At 42.8% G+C, this 13,959-nt stretch carries 14 protein-coding genes and 1 pseudogene; 8 read left to right on the forward strand and 7 right to left on the reverse strand.

Going from position 1 to position 13,959, the window contains the following annotated elements; genetic code table 11:
* Positions 1–69: 69 nt before the first annotated feature.
* The 5 genes from QUF07_RS07700 to QUF07_RS07720 all read left to right on the forward strand — a co-directional run bounded on the left by QUF07_RS07700 (position 70) and on the right by QUF07_RS07720 (position 5,900).
* Positions 70–936: a tyrosine-protein phosphatase gene (locus tag QUF07_RS07700; RefSeq protein ID WP_502878994.1), complete on the forward strand. Its 867-nt coding sequence runs from the start codon at positions 70–72 to the stop codon at positions 934–936.
* Between the two features lie 688 nt (positions 937–1,624).
* Positions 1,625–2,803, forward strand: a complete 1,179-nt coding sequence (locus tag QUF07_RS07705) for an MFS transporter (RefSeq protein WP_502878995.1) — start codon at positions 1,625–1,627, stop codon at positions 2,801–2,803.
* 35 nt (positions 2,804–2,838) lie between these two features.
* Positions 2,839–3,207, forward strand: coding sequence for a hypothetical protein (locus QUF07_RS07710; protein ID WP_217164781.1), 369 nt, complete (start codon positions 2,839–2,841; stop codon positions 3,205–3,207).
* Between the two features lie 430 nt (positions 3,208–3,637).
* Positions 3,638–4,714, forward strand: a complete 1,077-nt coding sequence (gene uxuA / locus QUF07_RS07715; RefSeq protein WP_289427131.1) for a mannonate dehydratase — start codon at positions 3,638–3,640, stop codon at positions 4,712–4,714.
* Between the two features lie 205 nt (positions 4,715–4,919).
* Positions 4,920–5,900, forward strand: coding sequence for a choloylglycine hydrolase family protein (locus QUF07_RS07720; protein ID WP_289427132.1), 981 nt, complete (start codon positions 4,920–4,922; stop codon positions 5,898–5,900).
* Between the two features lie 97 nt (positions 5,901–5,997).
* Here QUF07_RS07720 and QUF07_RS14125 read toward each other — a convergent pair.
* Positions 5,998–6,212: pseudogene (locus QUF07_RS14125) on the reverse strand (bifunctional 2-keto-4-hydroxyglutarate aldolase/2-keto-3-deoxy-6-phosphogluconate aldolase); the annotation flags it as partial.
* 152 nt (positions 6,213–6,364) lie between these two features.
* Here QUF07_RS14125 and QUF07_RS07730 point away from each other — a divergent pair.
* Positions 6,365–7,162 (forward strand): alpha/beta hydrolase fold domain-containing protein, encoded by a 798-nt coding sequence (locus QUF07_RS07730; RefSeq protein WP_217164764.1) that lies wholly within the window; start codon positions 6,365–6,367, stop codon positions 7,160–7,162.
* Positions 7,163–7,277: 115 nt separating this feature from the next.
* On the opposite strand, the gene QUF07_RS07735 is transcribed toward QUF07_RS07730, so the two are convergent.
* Both QUF07_RS07735 and QUF07_RS07740 read right to left on the reverse strand, forming a co-directional pair.
* Positions 7,278–8,120, reverse strand: coding sequence for a matrixin family metalloprotease (locus tag QUF07_RS07735; protein WP_289427133.1), 843 nt, complete (start codon positions 8,118–8,120; stop codon positions 7,278–7,280).
* Between the two features lie 95 nt (positions 8,121–8,215).
* On the reverse strand, positions 8,216–8,710 hold the full coding sequence (locus tag QUF07_RS07740) for a GNAT family N-acetyltransferase (protein ID WP_217341741.1): 495 nt from the start codon (positions 8,708–8,710) through the stop codon (positions 8,216–8,218).
* 105 nt (positions 8,711–8,815) lie between these two features.
* Here QUF07_RS07740 and QUF07_RS07745 point away from each other — a divergent pair, with 105 nt between their 5' ends.
* A complete protein-coding gene (locus QUF07_RS07745; RefSeq protein ID WP_289427134.1) occupies positions 8,816–10,282 on the forward strand; it encodes an MDR family MFS transporter in 1,467 nt (488 codons plus the stop codon).
* Between the two features lie 77 nt (positions 10,283–10,359).
* On the forward strand, positions 10,360–11,301 hold the full coding sequence (locus QUF07_RS07750) for a phosphoglycerate dehydrogenase (protein WP_289427135.1): 942 nt from the start codon (positions 10,360–10,362) through the stop codon (positions 11,299–11,301).
* A 221-nt stretch (positions 11,302–11,522) separates the two neighbouring features.
* Here the strand turns inward: QUF07_RS07750 and QUF07_RS07755 are convergent, their stop codons facing one another.
* The 4 genes from QUF07_RS07755 to QUF07_RS07770 all read right to left on the reverse strand — a co-directional run bounded on the left by QUF07_RS07755 (position 11,523) and on the right by QUF07_RS07770 (position 13,897).
* Entirely contained in the window at positions 11,523–12,389 is an 867-nt protein-coding gene (locus tag QUF07_RS07755; RefSeq protein ID WP_217164773.1) for a DUF3737 family protein, read from the reverse strand.
* A 132-nt stretch (positions 12,390–12,521) separates the two neighbouring features.
* The gene (locus QUF07_RS07760) at positions 12,522–13,289 is read right to left on the reverse strand and encodes an SIR2 family NAD-dependent protein deacylase (protein WP_249778493.1); all 768 of its coding nucleotides are present in this window, start codon (positions 13,287–13,289) and stop codon (positions 12,522–12,524) included.
* The gene (locus QUF07_RS07765) at positions 13,264–13,653 is read right to left on the reverse strand and encodes a carboxymuconolactone decarboxylase family protein (RefSeq protein ID WP_217164775.1); all 390 of its coding nucleotides are present in this window, start codon (positions 13,651–13,653) and stop codon (positions 13,264–13,266) included. Before QUF07_RS07765 ends, QUF07_RS07760 begins: the two co-directional genes overlap by 26 nt.
* A 103-nt stretch (positions 13,654–13,756) precedes the next feature.
* A complete protein-coding gene (locus QUF07_RS07770; protein ID WP_289427136.1) occupies positions 13,757–13,897 on the reverse strand; it encodes a hypothetical protein in 141 nt (46 codons plus the stop codon).
* Between the last annotated feature and the right edge of the window lie 62 nt (positions 13,898–13,959).

Raw genomic sequence — 13,959 nt, forward strand, 5'->3', positions numbered from 1 at the left:
GCCAAGCAAATACATTCACTCACTATAATAAAAGTGTTAAAACAATAGATGTGAGATCTTTTTTAGGGAGTGAGTGAATTGAAGGAAAATAGAACAGAATATTCAACTTCGCCTGTTCAAGAGCAGGGCATTCCAACCATGCAGTCAATTGCTGCGGAGGCTAGGCCAACAGTTTTAAGCCCCGTTAAATCAATTCAGGCGCATGAAATTAAACTTCAAGGGGCTTTTAATGTGCGTGATCTGGGTGGTTACCGAACGAAATCAGGGATGATGGTCAAAAGTCATCTTTTATTACGATCAGCTCGATTAAATCATCTCACCCGCAGTGACGTCGCTGTTCTGACACAGCAGTATCATGTAGGGGTTGATTTTGATTTGCGTCGGCCCGAAGAAATTCAACAGATGCCGGATAAACCAATACCTGGCGTTAGGTATGTCAATGATCCGGTGGATACTGACCGCAGTTTTCACTATCAAATTTCTGTTAAAAATAATCGAAAGCATTACCGAAGCTATATCGCCAACGATCAAGCCCGAAAAGCTTATCACCACTTGTTTATGACGTTACTTGATAAACCAGTTGGTAAGTCCATTTTGTGGCATTGTGCATCTGGTAAAGATCGAACGGGGCTGGGGGCAGCATTGATTCTTTATGTCCTCGGTGTTGACGGCAAGACGATCTTAAAGGATTATGTTGCGTCTAACGATTTCCTACGAGCCCATAATCAAAAGCGGCTTGCCATTTTACGTGAAAACGGCGCTTCAGCCGGGGAAATCCGCCACGCCAAGATCGATGGTGGGGTGGATCCAACTTACTTAGAGTCTGCTTTTGATGAAATTAATCACGAATTTGGTTCAGTCGAAGCATACATTGAAAATGGCCTGCATGTCACTCCTGAACAGCAAGCGATACTTAGAAAATGTTACTTAGAATAACGTTTAGATCCTGTGATTACCGGAATGGAATTGCAGGATTTTTTAGTCTCAAATTTCAAAGTTTTACTAAAAAACGAGCGAAATAGACTGTTTTTACTTTAACAACCAATTGTCCTGGTTTGGAATAAGCCATTTTATTGAATCAATTGGCACTATCAACTTTGCAATCTTGAGGAGAAACGTTATATATTTGGAAATGGAGAGGGAATTGCCCCAAACACATATTTTAGTAAAAAACAGGAAAAAGTCATTGACAACGCTTTCATATAAAGCTATATTGAAGTTGTTGACATGCAAGTAAAAGAATTTTGATGAACAGCCCGTTTTACTAATAATCGGTATGACTGCAATCTATTTTATTTGATATCTTGGTAAAGCTGAAGTTCAAGGCTTGTATGGTTGGAGATAAATGTAAGCGGTTCACAAAGCGTCTTGCCGCTTCTTTATCAGTTGTGGTTTAAGCAAATCCAAAGGACGGTGCTTGGAGATGTTGGAAAGTAAGGATACGAGTTAGTCATTTTGCTTCAATTAGTCTTTATACGATAATCGATCTTATAATAGGAGTGAAAATAATGGCAGATAAAAATACAAAAAACCAAGGGTAGTTGAAACGGCGGTTGGTGAAATTTCGAATGCCAAAGTTAAAGATTCTGAACGACCGAAATTGCCTTGGCTTGTTTCATCAGCGATGTTCTTAGCGCCGCTGTGCTGGTATGGCCCAATCGGATCAACCCGAAGCGTCTTAATTCCTCAGTTGTTTGCGCAAATTGACCCAGTACATAAAGTTTGGGCCGTTGGGATTTTGGCAACGATCGCATCAATTACCGGTGCGGTTGCCAACTTGATGTTTGGGGCATTTTCAGATGTCACTCGGACCCGCTTTGGTAAACGAAAACCTTACATTGTTCTTGGAACCATTGCAATTGCGATTTCACTGTGTGTGATTGCCAATATGAAGTCAGTTGTCGGGATCATCCTAGTCTGGATCGTTGCGGCGGCGGCCGAAAACGCGATTGCCGCGGCGATATATCCGCAGATTTCTGACCGGGTTGCCCCGAAATGGCGGGGGACCGTCTCGACTTTCTATGGGGTTGGCTTTACGATTGCGCAACAAGGATTTGCACTGTTAGCAGCTCAATTCCTGGGCAACGTTAAGTTCGGTATTTATGTCATGGCTGCAACAACCGTTGTTTTGGCAATTATTCACGTGGTCTTGATTAACGAAAAGAGTAACTTAGCCGAACCAAAAGTTAAATTTAACAAAGATACTTTGAAGAAGTATTTCTTCTTCCCAACCCACGGGGCGCGCAACTTCTACCTGGCTTTAGGCGGTAAGTTCTTCATGGTTGTTGGTTCAACCATTGTCACCACTTTCCAGCTGTTTATCTTTACTGATTACATTGGTCAAAATACCAAATCAGCTGGTCAATCAATTTCAATCTTCTCGATGATCATGCTCTTTATTGGTGTGTTCTTCGCCTTAGTTGGTGGCCCATTAGCTGATAAACTCAAGCGGGTTAAGGGACCGGTTGTTATCGCAACCTTTGCCCTTGGGTTAGCTGCCATCTTCCCAATGTTCTACAAGGAAGCCTGGGCAATGTTCGTATACGCTGTTATCGCTGCTTTTGGTAATGGCTTGTACAACTCTGTCGATGGTGCCTTGAACATGGATGTTTTGCCTTCATCAGATACTGCCGGCAAAGACCTTGGCTTAATTAACTTGGCCAACACGTTAGGTCAGATGCTAGGGGCCATGGTTGCCTCAGCAATCGTTGAAGCATTTGGTTACGGCGCCATCTTCATGTTTGCCTTGGGGATGGAGATTATCGGTGGCCTGTTAATTTGGTCAATTAAAGGAATCAGATAATGTTGATGAGGCTGCAAATGAAAGAAGAATATCGAATGTCATCAAACGAAAGTGAATGGAAAGCTGCATTACAGTCAAAAGAGAAGTTTGCGAATTTTATCAATAACTATTTTCAAGAACACAAGGAATTAACTGGGAATTATGAAACCCCAAGTTATTATGAATACTATACGGTTACGCTGGACAGCAAAGAGGGCTTGGTCATCACGCTGAAGACTGGCTTGAACCAAACGACCAATGCCACGCCAGTACTACCGTTTAAGGATTTGGAACATATTTCGATTGAACAGTTCCGCCAACTGATTTTGAATAAGAAGTTCGAGGATCAAAGCGAAACTTTAACTGATGTCTTTTCCAAGATGTTGGCGAGTCAGCCGAGTGCGCATATTAAACGAGATGAATAAAATTAGTGAAGCATTAGCTAAACAAACAGAGCAGAGACTGGGTCAATAGGCGATTTGATTCCAGAACTTAAGTGAAAGCGGCAGTGTATTCCAAAATCAGAATGCACTGCCGCTTTTGCTTAAAAATTCTAAAATCAGTCGTTTCTCGCAAGTCTTAGCGATGTAAAATGGTGAGCTTGAGTTGCATTTATAAATACTTTGCTCCATTAACATTATAAAATTCGCTATTCACATCTATTGATTGATAGTTCCACCCAGGACGCTTTCATGGCGAAAAATTTAGGATTCTCAAACCAATACTGACGGCGGTCTTAGGCGGTGGTAAATTGAGTCAATTTGATATATTGAAATTCCGATTCAAAAAGGAGTTTGTGATAATCAATGGTAACTGTCATACTAAACTTAATTAATCAATTTTAGGAGGAAAAACATGTCGCAACTTAAGATGGGCTTTCGCTGGTTTGGGTCAAAGGATGACGATATCTCCTTATCCCAAATCCGCCAAATTCCAGGAACAAAACAAGTCGTCGGTGCATTGTTTGATGTGCCGGTGGGAGCGGTTTGGCCGCAAGCTGAAATTGATGCGTTGAAGAGGAAAGTCACAGATGCAGGCCTCAAGCTTGAAGTGATTGAATCCGTGAACATTCATGATGATATCAAGATTGGTTTGCCTAGTCGGGATCAATACATCGCTAACTACATCCAAACCATCAAGAATTTATCGAAGGCCGGCATCAAAGTGATCTGCTATAACTTTATGCCCGTGTTTGACTGGCTCAGGACAGATTTACATCACCAATTAGCTGATGGCTCGAATGCCATGATGTATGAACAGTCAAAGCTGCCTCATGATCCGGAAGCGTTAATGGCTCAAATGAAGATGGGGTCGCGAGGCTTTTCACTACCTGGCTGGGAGCCGGAACGATTGGCTGCACTCAAGGATCTGTTTGCAGCTTATAAGGATGTTGACGAAGAGAAATTAGTCGCTAACTGCAAATACTTCTTGGATGCCATTATGCCAACCTGTGAGAAGTATGATGTTCGAATGGCGATGCACCCGGATGATCCGCCGAAGCCATTATTTGGTTTGCCGCGAATTTATAAGAACGTCGCGGATATGCGGCGGATTGAAGAACTGCATGAATCTCGCTACAACGGCTTCACCATTTGTACAGGTAGCCTAGGTGAAAATCCAGCCAATGATTTGCCAGCAATTATTCGCGAGTTCGTCCCTAAAGACCGGGTACCGTTCATGCACGTTCGTAATATCAAGTTTGTTAACAAGCAGGGTGATTTTCACGAATCAGCTCATCCATCGTCTGAAGGCTCACTTGATATGTTTGAGATCATGAAAGCTTTGCACGATACGAATTACGATGGCTACATTCGCCCTGACCATGGCAGAAACATCTGGAATGAAGATGGCCGCCCAGGATACGGATTGTATGATCGAGCCCTTGGAATCACGTATTTAACAGGACTTTGGGAAGCTTTGGAAAAGATGTAACAAGCATGCGGTGTGAATTGCAGACGAAAGGATGGTTATAATTTGAGTACACAATAACGGTCGCTAAGAACTAAAGGAGACCTGGGTTGTATCAACAAATTAAATGATGGGTTTAGAGCAATATTTCTCAAATTTAGGGATGCATTTAACCGAGAGTTTATTATAATTAAGCTAAATTGATTATCATAAAAAGGAGTGGTTCGAATTGTGCACAAGTGTCACGTTCTTATCTGAAACTGGTGATAACTTTTTAGCTCGAACAATGGATTTTGCATTTGAATTAAATGGTCGGCCAGTTGTGATTCCCCGCAAACAACATTTTCCAAGTGATGCTGGCGGTGCTGGATACGATACCCGGTATGGATTTGTTGGTGCCGGCCGAAATATGGGCAATTACGTCTTAGTAGACGGCGTTAATGAGAAAGGGTTAAGCGCTGCGGCACTCTACTTTAGTGGCGAAGCGGTGTATGCCGATCAGTTAACCGACCAAGTTAATCTGGCGCCTCATGAAGTGTTGAATTGGATATTGGGCAACGCGGTTGATTGTGGCGATTTAGCCAACCAACTCAAAGACATTAACATTGTCGACGCTCCGATCAAAGCATTGGGAAAGACCACGCCGCTTCACTGGATTATTTCTGATCGTTCTGGGGAATGCTATGTATTGGAAGTCCAAAAAGACGGTGTGAAGTATATTAAAAATCCAGTGGGTGTCATGACGAACAGCCCAGACTTTGACTGGCACATGAAGAACCTTAGCAATTACACTGAATTGAAGCCGTCGCCCCATCCAGCCCGTTCGTATAATGGCTACACCATCACTTCATTTGGTCCGGGGAGCGGGGCGCTTGGCATGCCGGGAGATTATACCTCCGTTTCCAGGTTTATTCGAACAGTCTTCATGAGAGAATACTCGGATCAAGTTTCAACTGACCAAACGGTTAACGAGTTGAGCCATATTCTTAATTCCGTTGAGATCCCCAAAGGAGTTAAATTGAAGCAGGATGGGAGTGAAGACTATACACAGTATCGTGGTTACATGGATACCCAAAACACGACGTATTACATGCAGCCTTATGGGAATCAGACAATCTATCGGGTGGCGTTGTCGGAAGACTTATTAAATAAACCCCAACCAACCGAATTCCCGATTCACAATGAGCAGCAGTATGAATCATTAGATTAACGCTTAAGTTAGCAATTAAATAGTCAACAAAAAGCCCAGTTCAAGCTGATTAACAACTTAAAATGGGCTTTTTAGGGCTTAATAAATTTGTTCAATGTTATTTCGAACGAATTTCCTTTAATTTTTGAATATATTCCTTGGCATTTTCGGTTACCTGATCATAGTCACCCGTTTCACCAGGGCAAACTAAATTACCGCCAGCACCGACACAAACGGTCCGGCTGTGAACCATTTGTCCAAGTTGTCTAAGTTAACGCCACCAGTTGGAATAATGTTGAGTTGTGGGAAGAGTGCCTTAACCGCACTGATCATTTTTGAGCTGGTAACACTGGCAGTCCGCATATCGGGAGATAACGATGAACAACGCGTATAAAACCAAAAAAGGTCACTTTAGTTGACCCACAAATTTTCTGGGTGGATACTTCAGGTGTGAATTATCTAATAGCATCGGGGAGGAATCTATTGTGACAAACTATGTAATTAAAACGGATATTGACTATGATCCGGTAAACCATCAACTGACCGACATTTACTATGACGGTGACCTGAAACAAAGTCGTGGAGCTATCATTGATATTCACGGTGGTGGGTGGTTCCGAGGGAATAAAACCAAGGACGCTGATTCATCGAAACGCTTTGTGGATGAAGGTTACTTGGTCGTCACCCCGGCTTATCGAATTACCCCAAAGGCCTTTTATCCGGCTCCCTTGGAGGACATGGATCACCTTTATGAATGGTTGGTTAAGTCGGACTTACCATTTGATCACGCACACATTGGCGCCTTTGGTTCGTCTGCCGGTGGCAACATGACCGTTGAATTGGCAATTAAATATGGTATTCCAATTGTCTCATTATCCGGTATTTTAGATATCGATAAATGGCTTGGCGAACATGTTGCGGTTGTTGCCAAAGAAGGCGACACTAGTGGCTTCAATTCCACCGCCAGTGCGAAAATTAACCAGGATGGGGCCAATGATCCATTCTACAAATGGTTTGTGACCAACTACTTTGGTGGCCGCACGGATCAATATGAAGCCGCAACTCCGGTCCATCGCGTAAACAATAAGACTGGTCAAATGTATCTAGGTAATTCCCTCAATGAATTTGTGCCCACCAGCGGGGTCCTTGACATGGCCAAAGCCCTCACGGATCACCAAATTCCGTATCAAACCAGAATGATTCCGGGAAGCCGCCACGCCAAAGGGTACTTGGACGACGTGTGGGATGATTTGGTCCTATTCTTTGATCGAACGATGAAGTAGAAAAATGCTCCAAAACAATTTGACATCATGATAAAAGGCGGTGGTCCTCAAAATCCAAACTAGGATTCTGGGGGCCACCGCCTTTTTATTGATCGTTAATTTCTCGACCCAAGTTTTACCAATAACCAATTGATTTGGTGAGTTTAGCCCGGTTAATATCGCGAGTCGATAATTTACCAGTTAAAATCGCAAATGAATTGTCGACAACTTTATAGTCTGTCCAGGTATACTTGAAATCCGAACCGGCAGATTCGAATTCCGAGGCCATGATGTCGTTTGAGTAGGGGGTATGATCCAATCCCAAGCTGTGACCCAATTCGTGAGTGATGACCGCTGTCCAATAGCGCTTGTATTGATGTTGGTAAGCGGCCGAGTTAGGTGAGGAGGCTCCGGCCATTTTGTCGCCAGTTAAATCGGTATAAACCGTTGGCAGGTAGTTGGCGTTATTGTAAAAATTGGCGTTGACGTAGACTTTATTTGTTTGATAGTAGCCATCCCAGGAACCATCCGGGGAGGTTGGCCCGTCTTTCATATTGACGGTGATGGTATGGTTGGTAGCCGTGCCAATTCGAAAGACCTTGGTGCCCAAAGCCACATTCCAATTCTTGATTGCAGCAGTGACATAGCCAGTCTCTCGAAGCTCAGCAGAAGGAACGTAAACGGTTGCCTGATGATGTTTAAAGACAGTCGGTTTACTCATCCGTTGGACGTTATAATTCTTATTAAAGAGGGTAAAGTAGCTGTAGTAAGTGCGAAAAGAAAAATGCCGGACGCTACTGGTTGGATTAAGATCCGGGGTTCGTTTGATTGCTTTAGCGAGTGTTTGCCGATTGACTGATTTGGTAGTCTTTGCAGCTGCCGTGACCGCAGACGTTGGATTTGTTGATGTTGAAACAAATGGTGCTGCCAAAACGGCCGTCAAGCCAACTAATAGTAAGGATCGTTTAATCTGGTGCATGGTCTCATCCCCTAATGTAAGCGTTTTAAGCTCTGCCTGAATCATATCATTTATCTGGAATCATATCAAAAAATACTGGAAAAAGAGTTCGGCGATCATGGTCGCAGTTCTCGTACCATGTTGTACCAAATTTCACCTGCATGATCAGATGCTGAGACGCCTTCATTCACATAACCGTGGCGTTCATAAAATGGAATCAACTCTTTTAAGCAGGTGAGCGTCACTGCTTTGCGGCCTTGGTCTTTGGCAACCATGGCCAATTCATCGAGCAATTTACCGCCAATGCCTAATCCTTGGAAAGCGGGATGGATGACTAGGCTCAAAACGGTTTGGTACTCGTCGGTCGAAATGTTGGGGTGGGAGGTTTCAAACAGGCCATCAGCTAAATACCGCTGATGATATGCTGGACCAACAATATAGCCGGCAACCTTGGCTTTGGCATTGGCCACGATGAACGTATCGGGATACTGCTTAATGCGGTCTTCCATGGCGGCTTCAGTCGCTGCCTCAGCAGGAGAAAAGCCGGTTTGCTCAATGACCATAATCTCTGGTAGTTGGCTGAGCTTAGCCGACTGGTAAGTAATTTTCAAAGTGACTAACTCCATTTCCGGTTTGGATATTTTGGCTGGGTGCTGGTTTTCACCCAACCGAGAATAGTATAATAGTAACATTGATTAGAAGTGAGATGGAATTTAATGAATGAAAAAGAATCTTTGCATCAGGATCATAACAAGCGGTGGGTAATCATGACGGCGGTATTTATCGCCACGTTCATGACCTCCGTTGAAGTCACAATTGTCACGACGGCATTACCGTCAATTATCAGTGAACTGCACGGCTTGGCATTTCAAAGCTGGATCATGAGTGCTTATTTATTGACGACAGCGATAACCACGCCGATATATGGCAAGTTGGCAGATACCCTCGGGCGGCGCAACGTCTTTCAATGGGGCGTGATTGTGTTCACGCTGGGGTCTTGTCTGAGTGGGCTGGCACCTTCTATTTTGATCTTAATCCTTGCCAGGGCGATTCAGGGAATTGGCGCTGGGGCAGTCATACCATTGACGTTTACGATCATCGCCGACAATTTCAGCTTCAAGGAACGGGCCAATGTTTTGGCATTTAATAATACTGCTTGGGGATTGTCCGCGCTGGTTGGGCCGCTGATTGGTGGCTTTTTGGTTGACCAGCTCTCCTGGCATTGGGTGTTCTTTGTGAACGTCCCGCTGGGATTATTGGTTGCCTTACTGGTATGGCTCGGTTATCATGAAAAAGTTGAAGGGAAGCAAAAGCTCACGATTGATTGGCTGGGCATTACTTGGCTAACTGTCTTTTTAGTCGGCTTGTTGCTGGCAATCCAATTCATTGATACGAAACCACTGCCGGCGTTGGGATTATTTATCATTGCCTTCATCGGTTTAGGATTGCTGGTCAGGCAGGAACGCAGGGTTACTGATCCGTTGATGTCACCGAAGATGTTTCATTCAGCAACCTTTACGATTCAAATTGCCACCGCGATGATTTTGAGCGGTGTCCTGATCGGCTATCAAGTGTACTTTCCAATTTGGCTGCAATCCTTATACCACGTCTCAGCAACTGGGGCCGGCTTAGTGGTGACTTCCAGTTCGATTATGTGGTTGCTGGCCTCATTTGCAGTCGGGACGCTCATCGCTAAATACGTCCCAAAGTGGATCGCTGTGAGCTTGATTAGTGTGATGCTAATTGGCTACGTCTGCCTGATTTTTGCCGGGCACTCGTTTCCAGTCTGGGCATTCTACGTGATTGCGATGCTAAACGGAACCGGGATGGGGATCATTATCAGTATGAACACGATTTTGAGCCAGCATTTAGTGCCAACAAACATGGTTGGTTCGGCGACTTCGATATTGACACTTGGCCGGTCGCTGGGTCAGACAGTGATGGCCGGAATCTACGGGGCCATTTTAAATTTTGTCATTCGCCTGCAATTACATGGTGAATTGACGTTCGCGAAAGTAAATCGAGTGATCAGTTCCAAGCAACGGCTGCCAATTCCTAATCAAGCTGCCATAGATCCCATTGTCCTCACTGCGTTGCATATGGTGTTTGTCGCCGTGGTTGTCATGCTGATGGTGGCTGTGATGATCAATTGGTTGGATCCAAACAAAAAAATCGTGAAATAAGCTCGGCGATTGTCCACTTGATTAGTTGGTTCAATTGCGAGATTATAAGCTTAATAATGGTGTAAATGGAGGTAGCTATGGCTAAAAAAGTTGTGGTTCCAGAATCCTTGTCAGAGGATGGCAAGAAATATCTAACTGATCGGGGAATTGAACTGGTTGAAGTTCCAACGACCAGTAGCGAAAATATTTTGAAGTATGGTCAGGATGCTGATGGCATTATTTTGTTTGTCGATCCGATCGGCGAAGAAGTGGTTGCTCAAATGCCTAATCTAAAAATCATTGCCCGTCATGGGGTTGGTTACGACAATGTTGATCTCGATGCTAGTGCCAAACATGGTGTCTGGGTCACGATTACGCCCCATGCAAATGCGGCGACTGTGGCTGAAACGACGATCGCTGAGATGTTTGATTTATCTAAAAACCTCACCAATATCTCCAATGCTATGCGCCGGGGCGATAGTGGTTATGGGATGAAGCATCGTGGATTCGATCTATCAGGAAAAATCCTTGGGATCATTGGCTATGGTCGAATTGGTCATTGGGTTGCCAAGAAGGCCAGTGCGTTGGATATGAACATTTTAATTTATAACCGCACGCCAAAAGAGTCTGCTTATGGTAAATTCGTTGATTTTGACACGATCATTAAAGAAGCCGACGTGTTGACGCTGCATTTAGCCTCAACGCCGGAAACCAAACATATCATCGGCAAGCAACAGTTGGCTGCAATGAAAGCTTCCAGCGTGATTGTCAATTTGGGACGCGGTAGCTTAATTGATGAGGCTGCATTGATTGAAGCCTTACGTAACCGGACAATTGCCGGCGCTGCCCTGGATGTCTTCGAAAAAGAGCCACTACCAAAAGAGAGTCCACTCTTTACGTTGGATAATGTTTTATTGACCCCTCACATTGGGTCCAACACCGTTGAGAGTTTCTCACGGATGGCAACGGATGCAGCCAGCGAAGTGGTGAGGGTGCTGGATGGTGAGAAGCCTCAGTGGCCGGTGAACGAAGTTAAATAAAAAACGTCTTTAATGTGGTTCACATTGTTGTCACCGCATTAAAGGCGTTTTTGATTGTCCGAATACAACTCAATTCTTGTTTTTAGTTGTTGTTAGTTGCCTTCAAGCATTGTCTTTGGACAGTCAATGTTAATCTTCAAAAGCCACTTACCTTTTGTTACCATATTCTGATTACGATAAACAGGTAAGCGGGCTTTGTGCAGGTTCGCATTAACTGATAGTTAAGCTGGAACCTCTCCGCGTGTCTCATCATCAGTTATGATTGTAGTCTTACCAGGATTTATTTTGGTCGGATCCAGTATGATTTTGCCGACTGAGCGAGCGTGAATTTTACCATTTAGCGGATTTTTTATGCTCATAATGCTGGAACTTATTTCAGCATCAACATTTGAGCAGTATTCGAATGCTAAATTTGTGTGCAGCAAGTGACAATTACGCATTTTAAGATGGTCAATATAGCAAAGCCCTTGATTGCTTTCAATTGTGCAGTTAATCATAGTAAGGTTTTTGGTGTTCCACGCCAAATATTCACCACTAATCGTTGAGTCATAAATTGTGACATTTTCACAGTTCCAAAAAGCATCTTTGGAAACAAACGTGGAATGATGGATCTCAATGTTTTTACCACCGTCAAAGACATAATTGCCAATGAGATTAAGATGGCTAACATAGATATTACTGCTGTTCATGCCAAAGTAGTCACCGTTGGCTTGGATGTTGGTTAGCTTGATATCGTCACAACGCCACAAGGTTTCTTGTGCATTTGAAAAGTGATCATCTGTTAATTCAATACCAGAGCTTCGACGAAAACTTTTGGGGGCTTGAATTGAACTATTTTGGATGGTAATACCATGCGTGTACCAAATACCTGATCGAGCCATTGTTTTTAGAATTGAATGATCAACTTGAATATTGCGACTATACCAAAGCGGATATTTCCAAGCAAAAATCGAATCTCTTAACTTAATATTCTGACTTTCTTTGAGCGGTGACTCTCCCTTGCCAAAGGTGGTTTCCTCGATTGTTGCATTAGTTTCAGCAAATAGCGGGCGTTCACCTTCAAAATATTGGTCATGGTATTGTTTCATGAGTATTCCTTTCCAAATCAGCATTAATGATACTGTACTGACTTTGCATTTGCAGTTTTTTAGATCTTGATTCGAAGATATCGAAGTAACTATTACTTACGTTGCTTAGTTTTTTAGGAAGTACGCCTTAAGTTAAACTGCATTTTTATGAAATGTATTTTTTGCGATCCGATAATTTAACTCCTGAAAAACAGTGGCAGCCTTCCCATTAATATAAATTGTTTGATCTCTAAGCTTGTTGTCGATTTCATCGTTGATAACAATCTTAGGAATCTTCGAAGAAAAGCTATTTGGGCTTCGGCGGGTGCCAACAATTAGCAATAAATCTGCCTGTGCCAATAGCTTTTGTCCCTCACTAATTTCGCTTTGATAAGTCGCTAGGTTCCGTAGGACAAAATCAGGGACAATCACGTGTTGACATACTGGGCACCGTGGGATCTGTTGTTCTTTAACAACGTCCCAATCATAAGAACGATGACAATAACTACAGTGATTTTTTCTCATATCACCCCAATACTCATAAACAGTTTTACTGTCAGCTTGTTGATGTAAATAATCAATATTCATTGTTGCAATACCAATCAGCTTATTTTGAGCTTCTAGATATGCTAAAAACTTATGAGCAAAATTAGGCTTAGCACTTGGTTGAAAAAATGTCTTTCGATAAAGCCGATAAAATTCTACCGGATCAGTTTTTGCAAATCTGCTATCCAGCAACCCAAACACTCCGCCATTGAACCCCCTATCCGCACTTAATATTTCAGAAATTTGTGAGAGGTCTGGAATTCCGGATTCAGTTGAAATTCCGGCCCCAGTAAAGGCGACTATGTTAGTCGATCTACTAATAAGCTTTGCGGCAACATCCATAACCTGATCATTCATCTTTTTCTTGTCCATCATGTTCACTAAATACCTCTCTTGCAATAGAGACTGCATTTAAAACTTTTGGAAATCCAACGTATGGGATACAGTGAATAAACGTTTCAACAATTTCTTGCTTGGAAAGTCCGACATGTAAGGCCCCATTAATGTGTACTTTAAGTTGGGAAGCAGTATCTCCCTGAGTTAATAATGTTGTAATGGTGATCATTTCACGTTGCTTCAGATCAAGCCCTGCACGACTATAAATATCGTTAAATGCAAACTCTAAGATATATTTCCCTACATCCGGAGCAATATCCTTTAATGAATCCATGACATTTCCCGCTGCATTACCGTCTACCTTAGCTAACATATTTTTTCCTTCTTCGATTCTTGTTGTCATATATATTCCTTCTTTCAATTTGAATATAGCAAGCTTAATTGGTGGAGTTAACTCCATGTCAAGAAAAAAATACAAGAGTTGAACAAAAAGTCCAACTCTTGTATTACTTACTTTCTAATTTTGCTTCCACACTTGCATTCATTTCGTGGTAAGTTTGAATTTTTTCATCTAAGAAATTGATATGTCCCTGTAATTCAACCTGATCAGCTTTTAATCTATGACGCTGATCACCTGATTTATTCATAAAAATACACAAAATACCCATCAAACACATGTTTCACGCGTTTGATGGGTATTTTGCATTTT

It is taken from the genome of Lentilactobacillus sp. TOM.63, assembly GCF_030361045.1.
Classification (GTDB): domain Bacteria; phylum Bacillota; class Bacilli; order Lactobacillales; family Lactobacillaceae; genus Lentilactobacillus; species Lentilactobacillus dabitei.